We start from the raw sequence: 18,213 nt of genomic DNA, 5'->3' as shown, positions 1-18,213 counted from the left end.
TAACCCCCGATCGTTTTGCTCGGGATGTCCGCGATCTGGCAACTTTCTTTTCGATGGTGGGTTGGCTTCTTTATTGAACGGACTGCATACGTTGCGGTCTATGGTTTCAGTAATCGCGCCGTTTATCTCCATTCCCCCGGATTTTTATGTCTATGAGGTGTCATCCGGAATCCCCTTGCGGCGTTAGAGGGGTTTTATGGCACCAATCTAAGAGGAAACAGATGAGTTTGATGAATTCGAAAACCAAGGCATCGATTCAAGTGGTCGTGGCTGTTTTTATTGTTGCGATGGGCGGGGCGTCGGCTGAGGCCGCGGTTCTGGCGGGCTGGCACGAGTTCGGCGCGTCCGATGGCTTGTATAAATATGAAACATCCACCAAGGCGCCGGACGAATATATGAGCGGTGTGTCGGGCATGCTGCATGGCGGCGACGGCTCCCGCAGCACATGGGGTTCGACCGACGGAACGTTTGGAAGTTCGACTGCGGTTGAGACGAGTGCGACCGATGGGGCCATCTCGCACCGCACCGACAAACCGAACATGTTTCTCACCATCATCAACAACACGGCGTCCGATGTGACGCTCGACAGTATTGTGTTCGACCTCGCCAGCGTTGCGACCTCTTCGCCCCAGGATATCGCGCTCTACTACGACAGCGGCGACCTGGCGGTGGCCGACGGCTTCCTGATCAATTCGGCGACCGGGGTCAACGGGAACGGCTTGGCCAGCGTGGACGACTACGAGGATTTCGACTGGTCGCTCTCCGCACTGGCCGATCAAACCCTGGCCAAAGGCCAGCGCGCCGTTTTCCGGTTCACCGTGGCGAATGCCGGCAACAACCAGCAGGCCCTGGCGCTCGACAACATTGCCATTCTCGGCTCGGGCACGGCGGGCGATGCACTGGCCGACGCACTGACCCAGCTGAAGGAGCATATCAACGGAACGGGGACGCTGACGGTTTCCGAAATCAATGCGCTGACGACCACCATCGGCAACAATGCGGGAAAAGTCGGCGATAACGCCGGACGCATTGTCCAGGCCTTCGATCTGGTGAAAGCCTATGAAACCGACGTGGGGGCCATGTTTGTCAGCGGTGGAAGCTTCACCCGCGATGACACCTCGTCCGTCGCCAAGGCGCTCAAGCACGCCATGCTCGAGGTGTACCAGGGCATTGTCGACGATGCCTACAACACCTGGAACCTGACGACCCATCGCAGTGCGTTGGAGGGGGCCATGTTTGAATCCTCCAGCTATTTCCCGGGCGCGGTGGCTTCGCCGTCCGACCCGCTTGCCGTCTATTCGGTGCAGATCAACGCCTCGCAAACCAATGCGTGGGGCTACCCGGTCGATTTCATGACCGAGTCGGCCCGCCGCCCGACCGGTGCCTACCTGGCGCCGGGCGACATTGCCACCGTCACCGTGCCGACGGCGCTGGTGGGCAAGGGCTTCGAGATCCGTGTTGGCGCCCATGTGGCCGACCTCTCCAACAAAAGCACGGTCAAGCGGTTCGACCGGGTAACCAAGACCTATGCCATCAACTCCACCTCCACGGAGATCGCCAGCCCGCTCGGTGGCGGCATCTACATCGAGGTGCCGTACGGAATCGATGAAGGCCTGGTGACGGTCGAACTCCAGAACACCGTCCGTTCGCCGTTCTATTCCAACTCCGCCGCCCGCCAGACCACGCTGACCGAATGGCAGACCACCGAGCGCAGCCATCCCGGCGCCTGGGCGGACTTCGAAACCGACAAGTTCATGCTCACCGTCCCCACCGACTGGATCTATGCCTACAACGACCCGGTCACCTTGATGAACAACTGGGATCTGGCGATGGATGCCGTCTCCGATATGCAGGGGCTGCCGCGCCTCCGCCCCAAGACCGTGCTCTATTGCATCATTGATGTCTTGCTGGATGCAGGGGCTTATTCCCCCGGTTACCCGCAGTCGAACGACTCCTGGACCCCGACCTCCACGGCGGGCGGCAACAAGGACCACGACTATCTCAACGGGCCGAAGTTCGCGAATCATGTCCACCTGCATGAGCTGGGGCATGCGATGTCCATCACCAAGTTTTCCGGCGAAGTGGAAGCCACGGTCAACTTGCCCTATGTCCCGGTGCACAACCGGATGCTCAACGTCCCCCTCGAAGAAGCGTTCGGCCGTTCGCTGAACTCGACATGGGGCGGGGCCATGAACCGCAAGCATGCCGCGATCAACTGGATGGTTCACTCCAGTTTCCGCAACGGCAATGCCATGACCGGGACCGAAATGAAATACCAGCACCGTGGCTACGCGAAGTATGTCGAGACCGCCGCCCTGTTCGGCTGGGATGCCGTTGGCGACTTCTGGAAATCCGTCGCGGTCGATTATGAAAACGGGATCGAGTATTCCAAGAACTACGATCCGCCCGACAGCCGCATCATCCGCATGTCGCGCGCCGCCGGCGCCAACCTGCTGCCGCTGATCCATTTCTGGGGCGTGCACCCGAACAATGCCTCCTATATCGAATCCACGCTGGCCTCCGAAGGCATCAAGCATTCCGCCGCAATCTATGACCGATTGGTCTACTATAAATCCGTCATCCCAATGAGCGCCGCCGAATTTGTCACGCACGACAATGCGGTGGGCAATCTCGTCAGCACGGTGGATCAGGCAAATTATGACACATGGCGCACGACGTGGACCTCGACCCTGGGACAGCAGTCGGCGGACGCCATCCAGGATATTATCGATACCTATTTTCCGGACGGCCGCCCGATCGAAACCCTGCCGCACTTCGAAGATTTCGAAGACGGCATCGGCGGTTGGGCGCAGGCGACGGACGATAACTTTGAATGGCGGCGTCATAGCGGCGGCACCTTCTCCCCCGCGGCCGGACCCGATGGCGCTTCCAGCGGCGACTACTACATGTATGCCGAAGGGCACGATGCCCCCGGCTCCGCCAAAACGGCCTCGTTCCAGTGCACGTTCGATTTCAGCACCCGGCGCGAAACCACCCTGACGTTCGACTACCACATGTATGGCAACTACATCGACTTTCTGGCGGTGGATGTCCACAACGGAACCGCCTGGACGACCGATGTCTGGATCAGGAACGGGAAGCAGCACAACGCCAGCTCCGAGCCGTGGTCCACCGCCACCGTCGACCTGACGGAGTTTTCCGGCAACCCGGAAGTCACCATCCGCTTCCGCACCAAGAACACCCAGTATAGCTCGGCCGACCCGGCCATCGACAACATCGCGATCGAGGTCGGCAACGTGTTGCTGCCCTATGCGGAAAGCTTTGAAAACGGACTGGATGCCTGGGTGCAATCGACCGCCGACGACTTCGACTGGACGCTCAACAGCGGCGGCACCCCGACGGCCGGAACGGGCCCGAGCGGTGCCTCGGACGGCAACACCTATCTGTACATTGAACCCCACGATAATTATGACGGGCATAACAAGATGGCCCAGATCGATTGCGCTTTTGATTTGAGTGCGGTTTCCGGTGCGGAGCTAAGCTTCGACTATCACATGTTTGGAGCCAACGTCCATTATTTGTCCGTCGATATCTTTGACGGTGCCACTTGGAGTTCCGATGTCTGGAGCCGCACGAACGCGCAGCATGCCAGCAGCGAAAGCGCGTGGTCGAACGCGGTGGTTGATCTGTCTTCCTATGTCGGCAACAACGAGGTCACCATCCGTTTCCGCGCCAAGCAGGGATATTGGCACGTCTCCGACATCGCCATCGACAACATCCGCGTCGAGGGGGCGTTGCCGACCCTGCCCTATGCCGAAAGCTTCGAGAGCGGCTTTGGGCTGTGGGTGCAGTCGACGGACGACGATCATGAATGGAAACGCAACAGCGGCTATACCGACACGGCCAACACCGGACCCAGCGCCGCTTCGGATGGAAGCTGGTACCTGTATGTGGAAAACCACGACAACGGCGCCTATTATAAAACCTCTTCGGTGGAGTGCGAGTTTGATTTCAGCTCGGCGAGCGCTCCGGAAATGACGTTCGACTATCACATGTACGGCCCCTTTATCGACTATTTGTCGGTCGATGTGTACGACGGAAGCGCTTGGACGTCCAATGTCTGGACCCAATCGGGGAATCCGAATCCGCATACCAGCAGCGAAGACCCATGGTCGACCGCAACGGTGGATCTCTCGGCCTTTGCCGGAAACGCCGAGGTGACGATCCGCTTCCGCTCGAAGCAGGAGCAGTGGCACGCCGCCGATACGGCCATCGATAATGTCGTCCTGGTGGATGCGGGCGGAACGGCCTACGACGCCTGGGCGGCCACGGCCTTTGCCGGCGCCCCGGGCGGAACCGACACGTCCGCTTCCGGCAACCCGGACGGCGACCATCTCGGCAATGCCCAGGAATGGGCGTTGGTAACCGACCCCTTGGTTTCCGATTTCCCGGCAATGAACCCGACGGCCGAGGCTTCGAATTTCAGAATCGAATACAACCGTCGGCTCAACAGCGGCTATGCCGTGGGAACCAGCTGGTCGTTCTCCCTGACCGATCCGGATTGGCGCACGGACAACATGGCCGTGACCGTTATTGGGGACGACGGGGACGTCGAGACCGTGGAGGTCTTGCTCCCGCTCGATGGCACCACCCGGTATATTCGGTTGGAAGTGCAGTAGATAATTCATGCAGCGGTGATCCCGGAACGGGTTCCATTTCCCGCTGATCTTTTTTTGGTTTCCATGTCACGCGCATGATGAAACTGGCGTTAAGGCAATTGTAGGTCGGAAGCGGACTGGGCGTGATGGCGGCTGGTTCCGTGCTTTGAGTCGAAACAAAACGAAAATGAGGAGTTAGGATGAAAATGGTTAAATTACTTACATGCAGTGCAATGGTTGTCCTGCTGCAGGCTTCGGTCGTGCAGGCGCAGCTCACCTGGGATCCTGATAACGATCAAATCAGCAATGGCGGAGCAGGCACTTGGGATACGGTCACAAGCAACTGGGATAACGATGGCTCTGCCCCAAACACCACCTGGGTGAATGGCAGCAGCGCAGTTTTCGGTGATTATGCCGCCAACTACACGGTTGATCTTGATGCGGGCGTCTCGGTTGGCAACCTGACCTACGAAGGCACCAACACGCTGTGGCTCAAGGCATTGGTCGACAACACGGCCCTCACCCTTGCCGGCAATGCAACCTGGAACACCGGCGGAGCCAATATTCGGTTTCTGAACGATACATTGAACGATACTGCGCTTTCCATGACCAGCGGCGACACGCTGACCGTTGTGGGCGGCGGTCTGTTCGATACCGGGGAAAAGGGCAACGGGGCCAATTGGACGGTTGCCGGGGCAACGCTGGACGTTGCCGATGCCGCAACCGTTCGCGGTGCGATATTCAGCATTGGCCAATTCGAAACCGTCAAGCTGGCCGGAGGTAGCACGTTTATCCAAGAGCGCAATTCCAACCAATGGTTGGCCAACGACTGGGTGCTTGGTGGCGATGAAGTGACCTTTGACAACCGTTTTGTTCGCGGGATAGGCCTGAGTGGAACGATTAGCGGTACCGCCAGGCTGGTCGCGAAGAATCTGAATGGCATCTGGATCAAGCCGTCCAATACCAATAACACGTTCACGGGGGGTATTGCCGTGGACAACGGCACCTCCGGCGGCGATACGCAGTTTGTCATAGACAACACAGCTGTTTTGGGGCCAGTTCCGGCAACCTTGGTTGCTGACAACATTATCCTTCGCAACGGTGGTTTGCTGAAGATGGACACGAATGTAATCGAACTGGAAGCAACCCGCGGAATTACGCTGTCAGGCAGCGGTGGGGTGATCAACTCCGCAAAAGCGCACACCATCAATGGCCCGATTACCGGGGAAGGCCCGTTTCTGGTGGGACGCAACGACGACTTTGCAAACATGGTTACACTGACTTCGACGGGCAACGACTACACGGGAGGAACGAAAATCCGCAGTGGCTCCCTGAAGCTGGGAGTCGACAATGCACTGCCGACGGACGGCTTACTGACCATCGGCGCATTTTCCGGCAAGAATGGCCATTTCAGAATGAACGGCTTCAACCAGACCATCGGCGGCCTGACACTGGGCGGTGGCAACACCAAGGAAGTCCATAACAACGGAGGTTCCGACTCGACCCTGACCATCGACGTGGCCAACGGGGAGAACTACTCGTACAATGCCAACTTTAACGGCAGCAACTTGATTCATATCGTGAAAAGCGGCCTGGGCACGCAGCGTTTCGAAAAGACCGGATACACAACGCCGCCTGCCTCGCTAACCGTCAATGCGGGCGAGTTGGTCTGGAACTCCGATGTCGGGCCGTCCGGTTTGACGACGGTCAATTCCGGCGGCACCTTGGGCGGCATCGGAACGCTGACCAACGATGTGGTGGTCAATGCCGGCGGCGCGCTCTCTCCGGGCAACCCCGGTGGGTGGAACTCGCTTAAAATCCAGGGCGGCAACCTCGACCTCAGCGGCATGATAGACGACAATGTGGGCGGACTGAAGATCGGGTTCGGCGCAGCTCAGGATTCGATTGTGGTCAGCACCAATTCCTCCGGTTTGGGAGGAACCATCGATATGGATGGCCCCTCGGGCGCCGACCTCGGATTCAGCGACTTCACCTTCACGGATCAGAATGGGGTGGCGAGCGGTGTTTATCCGATCCTGGTTGCCCAGTCGATCGTTGGAACGCTGGATGCGGCCGACCTGGGCGGGAGTGTCGGCGACCTCGGCGCAACGGGGATGCTCTCGCTGTCGAACCACACCGTTTGGCTCACGATCGATGGTGTCGATACCTCCGAATACGGCCAGTGGGCCTCGACCTTTGACCTGCCGAAAGGCTCGGATCTGGTCGATACGGATGACGACGGCTACAACAACTTCCAGGAATTCGCCTTCGGCGGCGACCCGACCAACTCCGCGATCACCGGCCTGGTTCCGGTGGCCGGCACCTATGACGACGGTTCCACCAACTGGCTGACGATGGTCTACGGCGAGCGCACCAACGACAACCCGGGCGTAACCTACGACGTCGAAACAATCAATAACCTGGTGATTGGAACCTGGACCAATGCGGGGATCACCTTCATGGGTTACGGCGTCACCGTTGACGGCATCACACCGGCTACCAACGCGATTCCGATCGACGGCACGCAGGACTTCCTCGGCGTGTTCCTCGAAAAGCAGGAATAAACCAGACACACGCTTCATCTTGATGGGCCGGGAAGGGCAGGCACTGCCGCTTCCCGGCCCTTTTTTTTTGTTTTTGCGTAGTTTTTAAGGCTCATTTTCGAAAAAGTTGCGCCTAAAAACCGGGTGGTTTGCGGAAGCTATCGAAACGGGCGAGAGCCCAAACCATGAAGGGAAGGTTCCATGCGTAAACAAGGTGTTGTTTTATTTGCCGGCCTGTTGCTGGCGGTGTCGGGGGTGCTGGCGGGCACCGAGTGTTCCGGGGAATTGAAAAAGTGGCACAAGGTCACCCTGACCTTCGATGGCCCCGAGGTCTCGGAATCCGACGACTATAACCCGTTCATGAACTATCGCCTGAATGTCACGTTCTCCCATACGGCGTCCGGCAAGGAATATGTGGTGCCCGGCTATTTCGCGGCCGATGGCAATGCCGGCAACACCTCCGCCGCCAAGGGCAACCAATGGCGCGCCCACTTTGCGCCCGACGAAACCGGCGAGTGGAGCTATGCGGTTGATTTCCGACGCGGCAAGTGGACGGCGGTCAGCACCAAGCCGAAGACCGGCGAAAGCGGCCAGTTCATGGATGGCGAAAGGGGCTCGTTCTCCATCGCCGCTTCGGACAAGCGCTATCCCGACTTCCGGGCGCGCGGTCGCCTGCAATATGTCGGCGGCCACTACCTGAAGCTGGCGGAGAGTGGCGAATATTTCCTGAAGATCGGCCCCGACGCTCCGGAAAACTTCCTTTCCTATGCCGAGTTCGACGGCACCTTCCACCACGATGGCCACAAGGATGAACTGGTCAAAACCTGGGAGGCGCACCTTAAGGATTTCAAGGCCGGCGACCCAGGCTGGAAGGAGGGCAAGGGCAAGGCCATCATCGGTGCGTTGAACTACCTCGCCTCCGAGGGACTCAACTCCGTTTCGTTCCTGACGATGAACATCGGCGGCGACGACCAGAATGTGTTCCCGTACGTGGACTACAATACGTGGGACCGTTTCGACTGCTCGAAGCTCGACCAGTGGGAGACGGTGTTCGCCCATGCCCAGCAACTCGGCCTTTTCCTCCATTTCAAAATGATGGAATGGGAAAACCAGGGATTGCTCGACAACGGGGCGGTCGGCGCCTTGACCAAGCTTTACTACCGCGAGCTGATCGCGCGTTTCGGCCACCATCTGGCGCTCAACTGGAATGTCTGCGAAGAGAGCGGCGAGTGGGGCAAGCCCGACAGCATCCGCACCCCGCCGCAGGAAACGCCGGAACGGTTGGCCTGCGCCCAGCGCCTGTTCGAACAGGATCCCTATGGCCACCACCGGGTCATCCACAACGGAAAGTGGTTCGACGACCTGTTGGGGCCGGATAGCCAATACACGGGGCCTTCGTTGCAGACCGGCAAGCCGGATTTCAGCCAGGTGCACGGTTCCGTGCTTGGACTCCGCGAGGCATCGGCCAAGGCCGGCAAACCTTGGGCGGTTTCGTGCGACGAGCCGGGCGACGCATCCTATTCGCTTGCGCCCGATGAAAAGGATCCGGACGGCGTAAACCATTTCAATGCGCGCAAGAATGCGCTGTGGGGAACCTTCATGGCCGGCGGCTGGGGCGTCGAATGGTATTTCGGCTACAAATGGCCGCACTCCGACCTGAGCTGCCAGGACTACCGCTCGCGCGACCGCTTCTGGGACTGCTGCCGCCACCTGCTTGAATTTTTCAAGGCGAGCGGTGTTCCCTATTGGGAAATGGCGCCGGACGATCAGCTTGTTTCCAAGGGCTACTGCCTGGCAAAGCCTGGCGAGGCATACATGGCCTATGTTCCGGAAGGCGGAACGGTTGAGGTCGAGCTGGCCAATGGGAACTACACGGTTAAGTGGTTCGACCCCCGCAATGGCGGCGTCCTTCAGGACGGTTCCACGGCGGTGGTTAAAGGGGGCCGGTCCGTCAACATTGGTTCGGCGCCTGCCGAACCCGCAAAGGACTGGGTGGCGTTGATCAGGAAAAAATAGAAACGGGGAACCGATGACGGGAGTGGTTGCTGCGTTTGCGTTGTTTTCCTCGGTCCCGCGGTCCTGAATCCGTCGCGCAAAAATTATCGATTTGCGTGCCTAATCCCGGCATGCTTTCGCGTACCTATTCAAACTATGCACGAAAGGGGCTGCACAATGATTAAGCACATGTTGGTTGTTCTTCTGGCGGCGGGTGTTGCACTCGCAAACGGGTCGGGGCGGATAAAGGCGACGGAATTCTCCATTGAAAAGGGATTCTACCAAGACCGCGGCAAATGGCTGGCCGTGAATCCGAACCAGGATAAGGACGGCGAGGCCAGCCTCGTTTTCCCGTACCGCGACGGAACCTACGATGTTGTCCTGGAAATGGTGGGCGAAAACGATGGCCAGTCCTCCTTCGAGGTGCTGGTCGAGTCGAAAAGCCTGGGCAAAGTGGTCTGCCCGCCCAGCAAGGAGACGTTCGAAGAGGGAGCCGGTTTCCATCGGCGCTGGAGCAAGGTCGCGATTAACGACGGCGACATTGTGCGGGTGAAGGGGTTCATTGCCTCGGCCGACGGCAAGGAGTGGAGCCGCGCCCGCTGGGCCGCACTCGCGTTCGCGCCGGTGGATGGCGGGGCTTCCCTTGCAGCGAAGGCATCCGCTACGCCAAACGCGGAAACGGGGGCCATTGTGGTTCCCCTGCACGGGAAACGCGGGCCGGATGGGGATGGCGCGGTGGAGATTTCCGGTGAATTGAAAACGTGGCACAAGGTAACCCTGACCCTCGACGGGCCCTTTGCCCACGAACTCGACAACCAGCCCAATCCATTCATCGACCGTCGCATGGATGTGACCTTTGTCCATGAATCCGGTTCGCCGGAATATGTGGTGCCCGGCTATTTCGCCGCCGACGGCAATGCCGGCGAAACCTCCGCCGAGTGCGGCACCAAATGGCGCGCGCACCTTTCGCCGGACAAGGCCGGGAAGTGGAACTACGCGGTTTCGTTCAAGGGTACGGCCTTTGATGGGAAGGGTGGGTCGTTCGAGGTCGGGAAATCCGACAAGACCGGACGCGATTTGCGCGGCAAGGGGCGGTTGCAGTATGTCGGCGGGCGCTACCTGCGTTTCGCGGATTCGGGCGAATGGTTCCTCAAGGCCGGGGCCGATGCGCCGGAAACCCTGCTGGGCTATGCCGACTTCGACAACACCGTCGCCAACAAACCGAAGGTTCCGCTCAAGACCTTCTCCGCGCACGCCAACGATTGGGCGCCCGGCGATCCCAGCTGGAAAGGCGGAAAGGGCAAGGGCCTGATCGGTGCCGTCAACTATCTCTCGTCCACCGGGGCCAATGCGTTTTCGTTCCTGACCTACAACGCCGGGGGCGATGGCGACAACGTTTGGCCGCACGTTGCCCGTGCCGACAAACTGCACTTCGACTGTTCCAAGCTCGACCAGTGGGGCATCGTGTTCGACCACGGCACGGCGAAGGGCATGTATCTTCATTTCAAGCTGCAGGAAACCGAGAACGACGACAAGCGCGGCAAGAACGAGCAGGGCAAGCTGAATGCCCTCGACGGCGGCCGGTTCGGCAAGGAGCGCGAGGCCTACCTGCGCGAAATGATTGCACGCTTTGGCCACAACCTTGCGCTCAACTGGAACATGGGCGAGGAAAACACCCAGAAACTCGACGAGCTCGAGCCGATGGCCGCCTATATCCGTAAAACCGATCCCTATGGCCACAACCTCGTGCTGCACACCTACCCGAACCAGCAGGACGAGGTCTATGGCTGGTTTGTCGGCCGCAAGGATATGCTGACCGGACTTTCGATCCAGAACAGCGATGTGGCAATGACCCACACCGACACGCTCAAGTGGGTTACCCGCTCCGAGGCTTCCGGACATCCCTGGATCGTGGCCTTCGACGAGGCGGGCAATGCCGGGGCCGGTTCGCCGCCCGATCCCGACTGGCCCGGCATGGCCGAGGCCTTGGTCGAGATCGCGAAGGGCAAGCAAAAGCTGAAAGTGCCCTCCGTCGACGACGTTCGCACCGAAGTCCTCTGGGGCACGCTGATGGCCGGCGGAACGGGCGTCGAATACTATTTTGGCTACCGCCTGCCCGAGAACGACCTGCTCGCCGAAAACTGGCGCAGCCGCGAAATGACCTGGCGCTACAGCCGCATTGCCCTCGACTTTTTCCGCGATAAGGAAATTCCGTTCTGGGAAATGGCCAACGCCAACGCGCTGATCGGGAACGAGGCCAACGACAACTCCGGATACTGTTTGGCCAAGGCCGGCGAGTGCTATGTGGCCTACCTGCGCAACGCCGAAGGCGCCTCGCTGGATCTTACGGAGGTGTCCGGTTCGTTCGCGGTGCAATGGTTCAATCCGCGCGAAGGCGGACCGCTGCAAAAAGGCAGCGTCAAGAAGTGCAAGGGCGGCCGCATGCAGACTCTTGGGCTCCCTCCCTCCGATCCCGGCAAGGATTGGGTTGTGATTGTCCGGAAATAAACGTGCGGACAGGGCGCTGCCTGGGCGGTGCCCTACATCCCTTTGATCGCCTCGTACACCGATTCGGAGGCCATGTCGTTTTCCTCGGCGATCCGCTTGATCGACCAATCCCCCTGGGCCTTGATGCCGAGGCGTTCAAGCTGTTCGAGGAGCTTCCCCTCGTTGAGGTGGTATTTTTCGCAAAGGCCGCCTAGGGATTTGCGGCTATAGAAAAACGGCGGGTTTGCGGGAAGGGATGCTTTTCCCGCTGCAACGGCTTCCGGGTGGTGCCGCTCCCGGTTGCCCCGGCTTTCCTTATAGCGCTGGATGGCGCTGACGGGGGGCAGGCTGAAGAGTGAACTCATGATCATCCACAACGTCAGGGCCAGGGCAATGTTGAAGTTGATGGTGAACAGCCGGAAGTGCCCGAACGTGTTTTTCATGTAGGCGATGATCGGCTTGATGTTGTAGAGCGTATGCACGATGCAGGCGACCAGGAACAGGACGCCGAGATCGGTGTGCAGGGCAAACCAGCGGTGCTTGTCCATGCCCAGCGCTTCCCAGCTGCTGGAGCCGGGGCCGCGCGGGGCAAGATAGGACACGACACTGGTGAATGCCAATGCCATGAACGAGAGCAGGGCGGTTAACGATGTAATTCTTCTCGGCGACATGGGGGCAAGCTACTGCGTATTCCGTATGGCGTAAACTCGAAAAACAGCATCCCCTCCGGCGCTTATTGCAACTGAAGCATCACTTCGTAGATGCCGTGGGGATCCATGCTGTGCTTCTCGGCAATCGCCTTCATGGTGGCCGTTGCTTCGGCTTCGATGCCTTCGCCCTTCAGGCCCTTGATCATGGCATCGGTATCCAGCTTGAATTCTCCGCAAACGTCGCCGAGGGTTTTGCGCCCGAAGCCTGTTCCGGGATGTTCGGGCATGCCATTGCTCTTGGCGACGGGGGCGGGCTTGATGAGGTTGTAGACCTGCTGCGGGGTCATGGCATTGGCTTCGGCGATCTGGGCCAGCGTGGCTGTGTCGGAAACCCCTTCAAGACCTTGCTCTTCCATCTTCTTGATGGATTCGTCCACATCCAGTCCGGTGCGCTTGCAGAACGACTTGAGCGGCGAGGCCTCGGCATGGCCGTAGGGCGGTTCGCCGTATTCCTTGGCGGCGGCATCCTTCAGCTTTTCGTTGAAGCGCTGGACGCCAACGATCGGCGGAAGCTCGAACATGGTGAACAACACGATGACCAGTGTGATTCCCAGCGCCAGATTAAAGTCGCCGGTGAACACCTTGAGCTGTTGCGCCTTGTTTTTCATGTAGGCCACGATCGGCTTCCAGTTCAGCACCGTGTGCAGGATGCCCGCGATAATAAACAGGAAGCCGAGGTTGGTGTGCAGCGCGCCCCATTCCTCCTTGCCGATCCCCAGCATCTTCCAGTTGGCCCAGAAGGCGATTTTCCCCTGCGGGGTGACATAGAGGATGATGCTGGTGAACAGCAGCAGGATGAACGATAGCAGCGTGGTCAGCGATGTGGTCTTGCGTAGGGTCATTTTCTCTCCTTAAAACTTCACGAATTCGGCGGTTTCGTCCGCAACGGCGCCTCCCATTACTTGCTGGGCGGTGCCGCCGAACAACCGGCCCATCAGGCCGCTGTTCATGGTCGAGATATAGGTTTTGCCGTCCGCCTTTTCATACACCCCAATGGAGCAGGGCATCATGACCGAAAGAAAACGCGCGTCGTCGTCCCGCAAGATCTGCTCGGCGTGATCCGGCTGGCAAATCTTGAACGAGGCGACCGGCAACACGTCCTTGCCTTCCTTGGCGAGCGACTTATCCAATCTCATCAGTGCAGACACCTTCCAGCCGCCATCCGTCACTTTTTTCTGGATATGTTCAATGGTCTCTTCATAGCCCAATGGACTGGCGGCCTCCTTCAGCATGAGTTTAGGCATGGTCAGCGCTGCGGCAACGAGCCCGACGGCGATGCCGAACACGGCTCCGTATACGAATTGTTTCATGGTGATGCTCCTTATTGTTTTACGAATGAAAAACTGAAGAGGGCGCCCATCACGGCGCCATAAATGGCGCCGCGCCAGGGGGTGGCCGTGAGGGGGCAGGTGCCGGAAGTGCATTTCCCGAAATATCCCATCACGGCTCCCAAAACACCTCCAACCAGTATGCTGATGCAAAGTCTAATGACGGATGTCTTGTCCATTGCGCCCTTTGCTAGATGAACAGGTTGGCATTGTTTCCAAGGTGGTCGATATACATCGCCACGCCGCCTTCCTCGATGCCGTCGATCAGTTCTTCGCTCTTGATGCCCATCAGATCCATGGTCATGGTGCACGCCACCATTTTGACCCCGTTCTTTTGGGCGGACTTGATCAGCTCGGGCAGGGTGGAGACGTTTTTCTTTTTCATGACATCCTTCATCATGGCCGTCCCCATTCCGCCCATGTGGAGCTGCGAAAGGGATAGCTTTTCCGGCCCTTGCGGCATCATCTTGCCGAACATTTTTTCGATCATGGTTTTCTTGAGGGTAACCGGCCCCTGCTTGCGGAGGATGTTAAGCCCCCAGAAGGTGAAGAACAGGGTAACCTCGTAGCCCATGGTGGCGGCGCCGTTGGCAATGATGAACGAAGCGAGCGCCCGGTCGAGGTCGTTGCTGAAGACCACGTTGGTGAAGCGCTTGGGGCCTCCATGCACGGCGGAACACACATCGGCACGTTGGAGTTTGGTAATGGTTGCCTCATAGCCGCCGCCCTTGGCCGGGGCCACGGAATCGAGCTGGTTGCCGGTGGAGTTGCACCAGGCCGGAATATCCGCAGCAAAGCCGTTGTCGGTTGAAAGGATGGTCAGCGCTTCTCCGGGTTGGATTTCGTCGAGGGCGTTCTTAAGGCTCATGATCGGCCCCGGGCACTGGAGTCCGCTGGTATCAATGTGCTTCACCACATGGCCTGCCGCCGTCGGTTTTCCGGCTTTGCTGATCGACTCTTCCCCTGGATCATCCGAGGTTTGGTCGTTTTCCGGAACGGCCGAGAGCTGCTGGGCCGTGACCATGGAATAGGTTTTATAGCCCCCCGTCAGGTTGCGGCACTTGAACCCGTTCTGGGTCAGGATGCGGCAGGCGAGATATCCGCGAAGACCAACCTGGCAGAAGATCAGGTATTCCCGTTCCTTGTCGAGGTCGGCCAGTTTTTCGCGTAGCTGGCCGAGCGGAATATTCTTGGCTCCGGGAATCGTTCCGCCTTCCACTTCCTCGGGATTGCGGACATCGATCAATTTTTGGTGGTCGGCCGGATTGCAGGCTTCCTCCACGTGGAACAGGGCCACATCGCCGCGCAGCACGTTGGATGCAACAAAGCCGGCATAGTTGACCGGATCCTTGGCGGAGCCGAACGGTGGGGCATAGGTGAGTTCCATCTCTTCAAGATCATGGACGGTCAGTCCGGCGCGGATCGCCACGGCCAGCACATCGATGCGTTTATCGACGCCATCGGCGCCGACGGCCTGGGCGCCGAGCACCTTGCCCGTTTGCGGATCAAACAGCAGCTTGAGCGAGATCGGGTGCGAGCCGGGGTAGTAGGAGGCATGGCTGGCCGGGTGCACATAGACCTTTTCATAGGATACCCCGGTGCGCTTTGCCATTTTTTCGCTCAGGCCGGTCATGCCGATCGCCATGTTGAAGACCTTGCAGATGGCGGTTCCTTGCGTGTTTTTGTAGGAGCTGTCGCCCCCGAAAATATTGTCGGCCGCAATGCGCCCCTGGCGGTTGGCGGGGCCGGCCAGCGGAATCAGCGCCGGCTGCCCGGTGGTGAAGTCGGTCACTTCGACCGCGTCGCCGACGGCATAAATGGACGGATCGGACGTTAGCATGTGGTCGTCCACCTTGATGCCGCCCGTAACCCCGAGCTCCAGCCCCGCGTCGATGGCGAGGGTTGCCTCCGGTTTTACTCCGATCGCCAGGATGGCCACATCGACGTGCAGGCGATCGCCGTCGCTCAGGATCAGATCAACCCCGTTTCGGGCTTCTTCGAAGGCGGTCACCGAGGTTTCGAGCTTGAGATTAACCCCGAAGAGCCGCAGTTCCTGGTGCAGGAGGCTGGCCATCTCGGGATCGGCCGGGCCCATGACCTGTGGGGCCAGCTCGATCAGGGTGGTGTCGTATTTCTTTTCCCGCAGCGCCTCGGCCATTTCGAGGCCAATGTATCCGCCGCCAATCACGGCGGCGCTCTTCTTGCCTGCCAACGCTTCGATAATCCGATCCATGTCTTCGAGGTTGCGAAGCGTGAGCACGTTAGGTTGGTCGATACCGGGAATCGGCGGGCGAATGGGGGCCGCGCCGGGGCTGAGAACCAGTGCGTCGTAGGCTTCGGTATATTCCTCGCCGGTCTTGAGGTTCTTGATGGTGAGTTCCTTTTTGTCGCGGTCGATGGAAACCACTTCGCTCAGCACCCGCACATCGATGTTAAACTTGGCAACCATGGCGGCGGGCGTGGTGACCAGCAGTTTGTCTCGTTCGGCAATCGCGCCACCGATGTGGTAGGGCAAGCCGCAGTTGGCGAACGAAATATCCGGCCCGCGTTCAAACAGGATGATTTCCGCATTTTCGTCCAGACGACGCGCACGCGCCGCAGCGCTGGCTCCGCCGGCAACGCCTCCAATGATGAGTAGCTTTTTCATATTCATAAGATGACCTTTCTAATCATAAACATACTAACATAATAATAATATAATATACGAGTGGTTAAAAATCAGGACCTTAGTCCTGGAAATTCAAAAATTGGCGCAGATGTTTGTGCATGCAGGTGAACACCTTCAGGAAGTCGCGGTTGCACAGGCTGCAGTATTTCTGCGTGCCGTCCTTGCGAATCTCCACCAGCTTTTGCTGGCACAGGATTTTCAACTGCTGAGACATCATCGACTGGCTGCACCCGAGTTCTTCATAAAGCTGGGTTACCGTCCGCTCCCCGCTGGCCAGAATCTCAATCACACCAAGTCGGACCGGGTGGGCGAGGGCCTTGAGCACTTCGGCCGCCGCATCTCGTTCTTGCTTAACCATGCATCTCTCCAAATTCAATACACTAAGCATTATAATATTTTCATATTATGCCCAAACCAATTGTTCAACTATTTCAATGGATTAGCCCCGGTCCATCGCGCGGGAAATGCGCACATGATGATCAGCTAACGTATAATAGAATATTATAATATCGATATATTAATCTTGAATTCTGGCGCTTAAAATGGTGTATATCTATAAAACGCGTATAGGTAGCGCGTCACTTAACCCATAAGGAGCCAGGGGATGAAAAAACATCTGATCACCACCGCGATAATCGCGGCGGCAGCAACCACCCAACTATTCGCCACGGAAGGCATCAACCTCATCGGTATCGGTCCGGTTCAGCAGGGAACCGCCGGCGCCGGAGTCGCCTCGGCCAAAGATTCCACCTGGCTCATCCTCAACCCCGCCGGACTGACCGACGTGGATATGGGCGTCGATGCCTCGCTTCAGATTTTCGCACCCGTGCGGACCATGGATTCGACCGTTAGCTACCGGGCAAACCCTGACGGCTCTGGCAGTGTCGGTGCACAAGAAGACAGCAGTGCGTTTGTGATACCTTCGATTAGTGGCTCCTTTGGATGCTGCCATGGTGAAAATGGTTTTATCGGTCTGGGTATCTATGGAACCAGCGGCATGGGCGTTGACTATGGTAATAACCGTATCTCCCAGGATCCTACAGGCCAGCCTCAGTCCACCGGTGACATGATGACCGAGCTTTCCATCGCCAAGATGACAGCGACCTATGCCTATAAAGCGAAGGACAGCGGTTTTAGCGTTGGTGCCGGGCCGATCTTTGTCTTGTCCCGCCTCAAAACCGATATGCTCATTCAGGATCCCACAATTCCCCCTCCCGGACCCTATGATTATGCATCCGGTGAGTGGGATACCGCATATGGTATTGGTGCCATCGTTGGTGTGAACCAGAAAATTGGCGCACTTTCCATTGGCGGAAGCTATATGACCGAGCAGTGGATGTCGGAATTCGACGATTACAATGGGCTTCTGGGTGGATCCCTGAACCTTCCTCAGCAGCTTACGGTCGGCGCGGCTTATAACGTACTGGATAATCTTGAGCTCGCTCTGGACTATCGGTGGGTTGGTTGGGATGAGCTTGATACCTTGGGCGATACCTTTAATTGGGACAACCAGAATATTGTTAAGGCTGGTATCACATGGGGCGCTACCGATGCGTTGACCCTCCGCGGCGGCATCTCCTATGGCAAGTCTCCTATTGATGAAAACACGGCCTTCGGCAATGCATTGTTCCCGGCCATCATGGAAACGCATTTGGCTTGCGGTGCATCCTATGCATGGGAAAAGTGGGCGGCTCATTTTGCCTATATCCATGCATTGGAGAATTCGGTTACGGCCAATGGAAAAGATGCGGGAGGAATGGGCGCTGGCACCGAAATCACTATGTACCAGAACTCGCTGACCGCTGGCGTGACCTACACCTTCTAAACGCCCCCAAACCCAAGGATATCAAAAAGGCCCCGCTT

11 protein-coding genes are annotated in these 18,213 nt (G+C 58.4%); 5 read left to right on the top strand and 6 right to left on the bottom strand.

What is annotated here, in order from left to right; translation table 11 throughout:
• Positions 1–221 precede the first annotated feature (221 nt).
• The 4 genes from E9954_RS15100 to E9954_RS15085 all read left to right on the top strand — a co-directional run bounded on the left by E9954_RS15100 (position 222) and on the right by E9954_RS15085 (position 11,665).
• Positions 222–4,640 (top strand): M60 family metallopeptidase, encoded by a 4,419-nt coding sequence (locus E9954_RS15100; RefSeq protein ID WP_168442285.1) that lies wholly within the window; start codon positions 222–224, stop codon positions 4,638–4,640.
• A gap of 179 nt (positions 4,641–4,819) precedes the next feature.
• Positions 4,820–7,183 carry a beta strand repeat-containing protein gene (locus E9954_RS15095; protein WP_136079971.1) on the top strand — a complete coding sequence of 788 codons (2,364 nt, stop codon included), beginning with the start codon at positions 4,820–4,822 and terminating at the stop codon, positions 7,181–7,183.
• A 180-nt stretch (positions 7,184–7,363) separates the two neighbouring features.
• A complete protein-coding gene (locus E9954_RS15090) occupies positions 7,364–9,178 on the top strand; it encodes a DUF5060 domain-containing protein (RefSeq protein ID WP_136079970.1) in 1,815 nt (604 codons plus the stop codon).
• A 156-nt stretch (positions 9,179–9,334) separates the two neighbouring features.
• Complete coding sequence (locus tag E9954_RS15085) at positions 9,335–11,665, top strand: DUF5060 domain-containing protein (RefSeq protein ID WP_222847193.1); 2,331 nt, start codon at positions 9,335–9,337, stop codon at positions 11,663–11,665.
• 32 nt (positions 11,666–11,697) lie between these two features.
• Here the strand turns inward: E9954_RS15085 and E9954_RS15080 are convergent, their stop codons facing one another.
• The 6 genes from E9954_RS15080 to E9954_RS15055 all read right to left on the bottom strand — a co-directional run bounded on the left by E9954_RS15080 (position 11,698) and on the right by E9954_RS15055 (position 16,708).
• Complete coding sequence (locus E9954_RS15080; protein WP_136079969.1) at positions 11,698–12,315, bottom strand: DUF4405 domain-containing protein; 618 nt, start codon at positions 12,313–12,315, stop codon at positions 11,698–11,700.
• Positions 12,316–12,377: 62 nt separating this feature from the next.
• Entirely contained in the window at positions 12,378–13,196 is an 819-nt protein-coding gene (locus tag E9954_RS15075) for a DUF4405 domain-containing protein (protein WP_136079968.1), read from the bottom strand.
• A 9-nt stretch (positions 13,197–13,205) separates the two neighbouring features.
• A complete protein-coding gene (locus E9954_RS15070; RefSeq protein ID WP_136079967.1) occupies positions 13,206–13,664 on the bottom strand; it encodes a DUF302 domain-containing protein in 459 nt (152 codons plus the stop codon).
• Between the two features lie 11 nt (positions 13,665–13,675).
• A complete protein-coding gene (locus E9954_RS33685; RefSeq protein ID WP_136079966.1) occupies positions 13,676–13,861 on the bottom strand; it encodes a DUF6132 family protein in 186 nt (61 codons plus the stop codon).
• 11 nt (positions 13,862–13,872) lie between these two features.
• Positions 13,873–16,335, bottom strand: coding sequence for an FAD-dependent oxidoreductase (locus tag E9954_RS15060; RefSeq protein WP_136079965.1), 2,463 nt, complete (start codon positions 16,333–16,335; stop codon positions 13,873–13,875).
• Between the two features lie 73 nt (positions 16,336–16,408).
• Positions 16,409–16,708: an ArsR/SmtB family transcription factor gene (locus tag E9954_RS15055; RefSeq protein ID WP_168442284.1), complete on the bottom strand. Its 300-nt coding sequence runs from the start codon at positions 16,706–16,708 to the stop codon at positions 16,409–16,411.
• Positions 16,709–16,954: 246 nt separating this feature from the next.
• On the opposite strand from E9954_RS15055, the gene E9954_RS15050 reads away from it, so the two are divergent.
• Positions 16,955–18,175: an OmpP1/FadL family transporter gene (locus tag E9954_RS15050; protein WP_136079963.1), complete on the top strand. Its 1,221-nt coding sequence runs from the start codon at positions 16,955–16,957 to the stop codon at positions 18,173–18,175.
• Positions 18,176–18,213: the final 38 nt, after the last annotated feature.

The organism is Pontiella desulfatans (assembly GCF_900890425.1).
Taxonomy (GTDB): Bacteria; Verrucomicrobiota; Kiritimatiellia; order Kiritimatiellales; family Pontiellaceae; genus Pontiella; species Pontiella desulfatans.
Note: the sequence above shows the minus strand (reverse complement) of the source record. Positions and strands in the feature narration are given on the sequence as shown.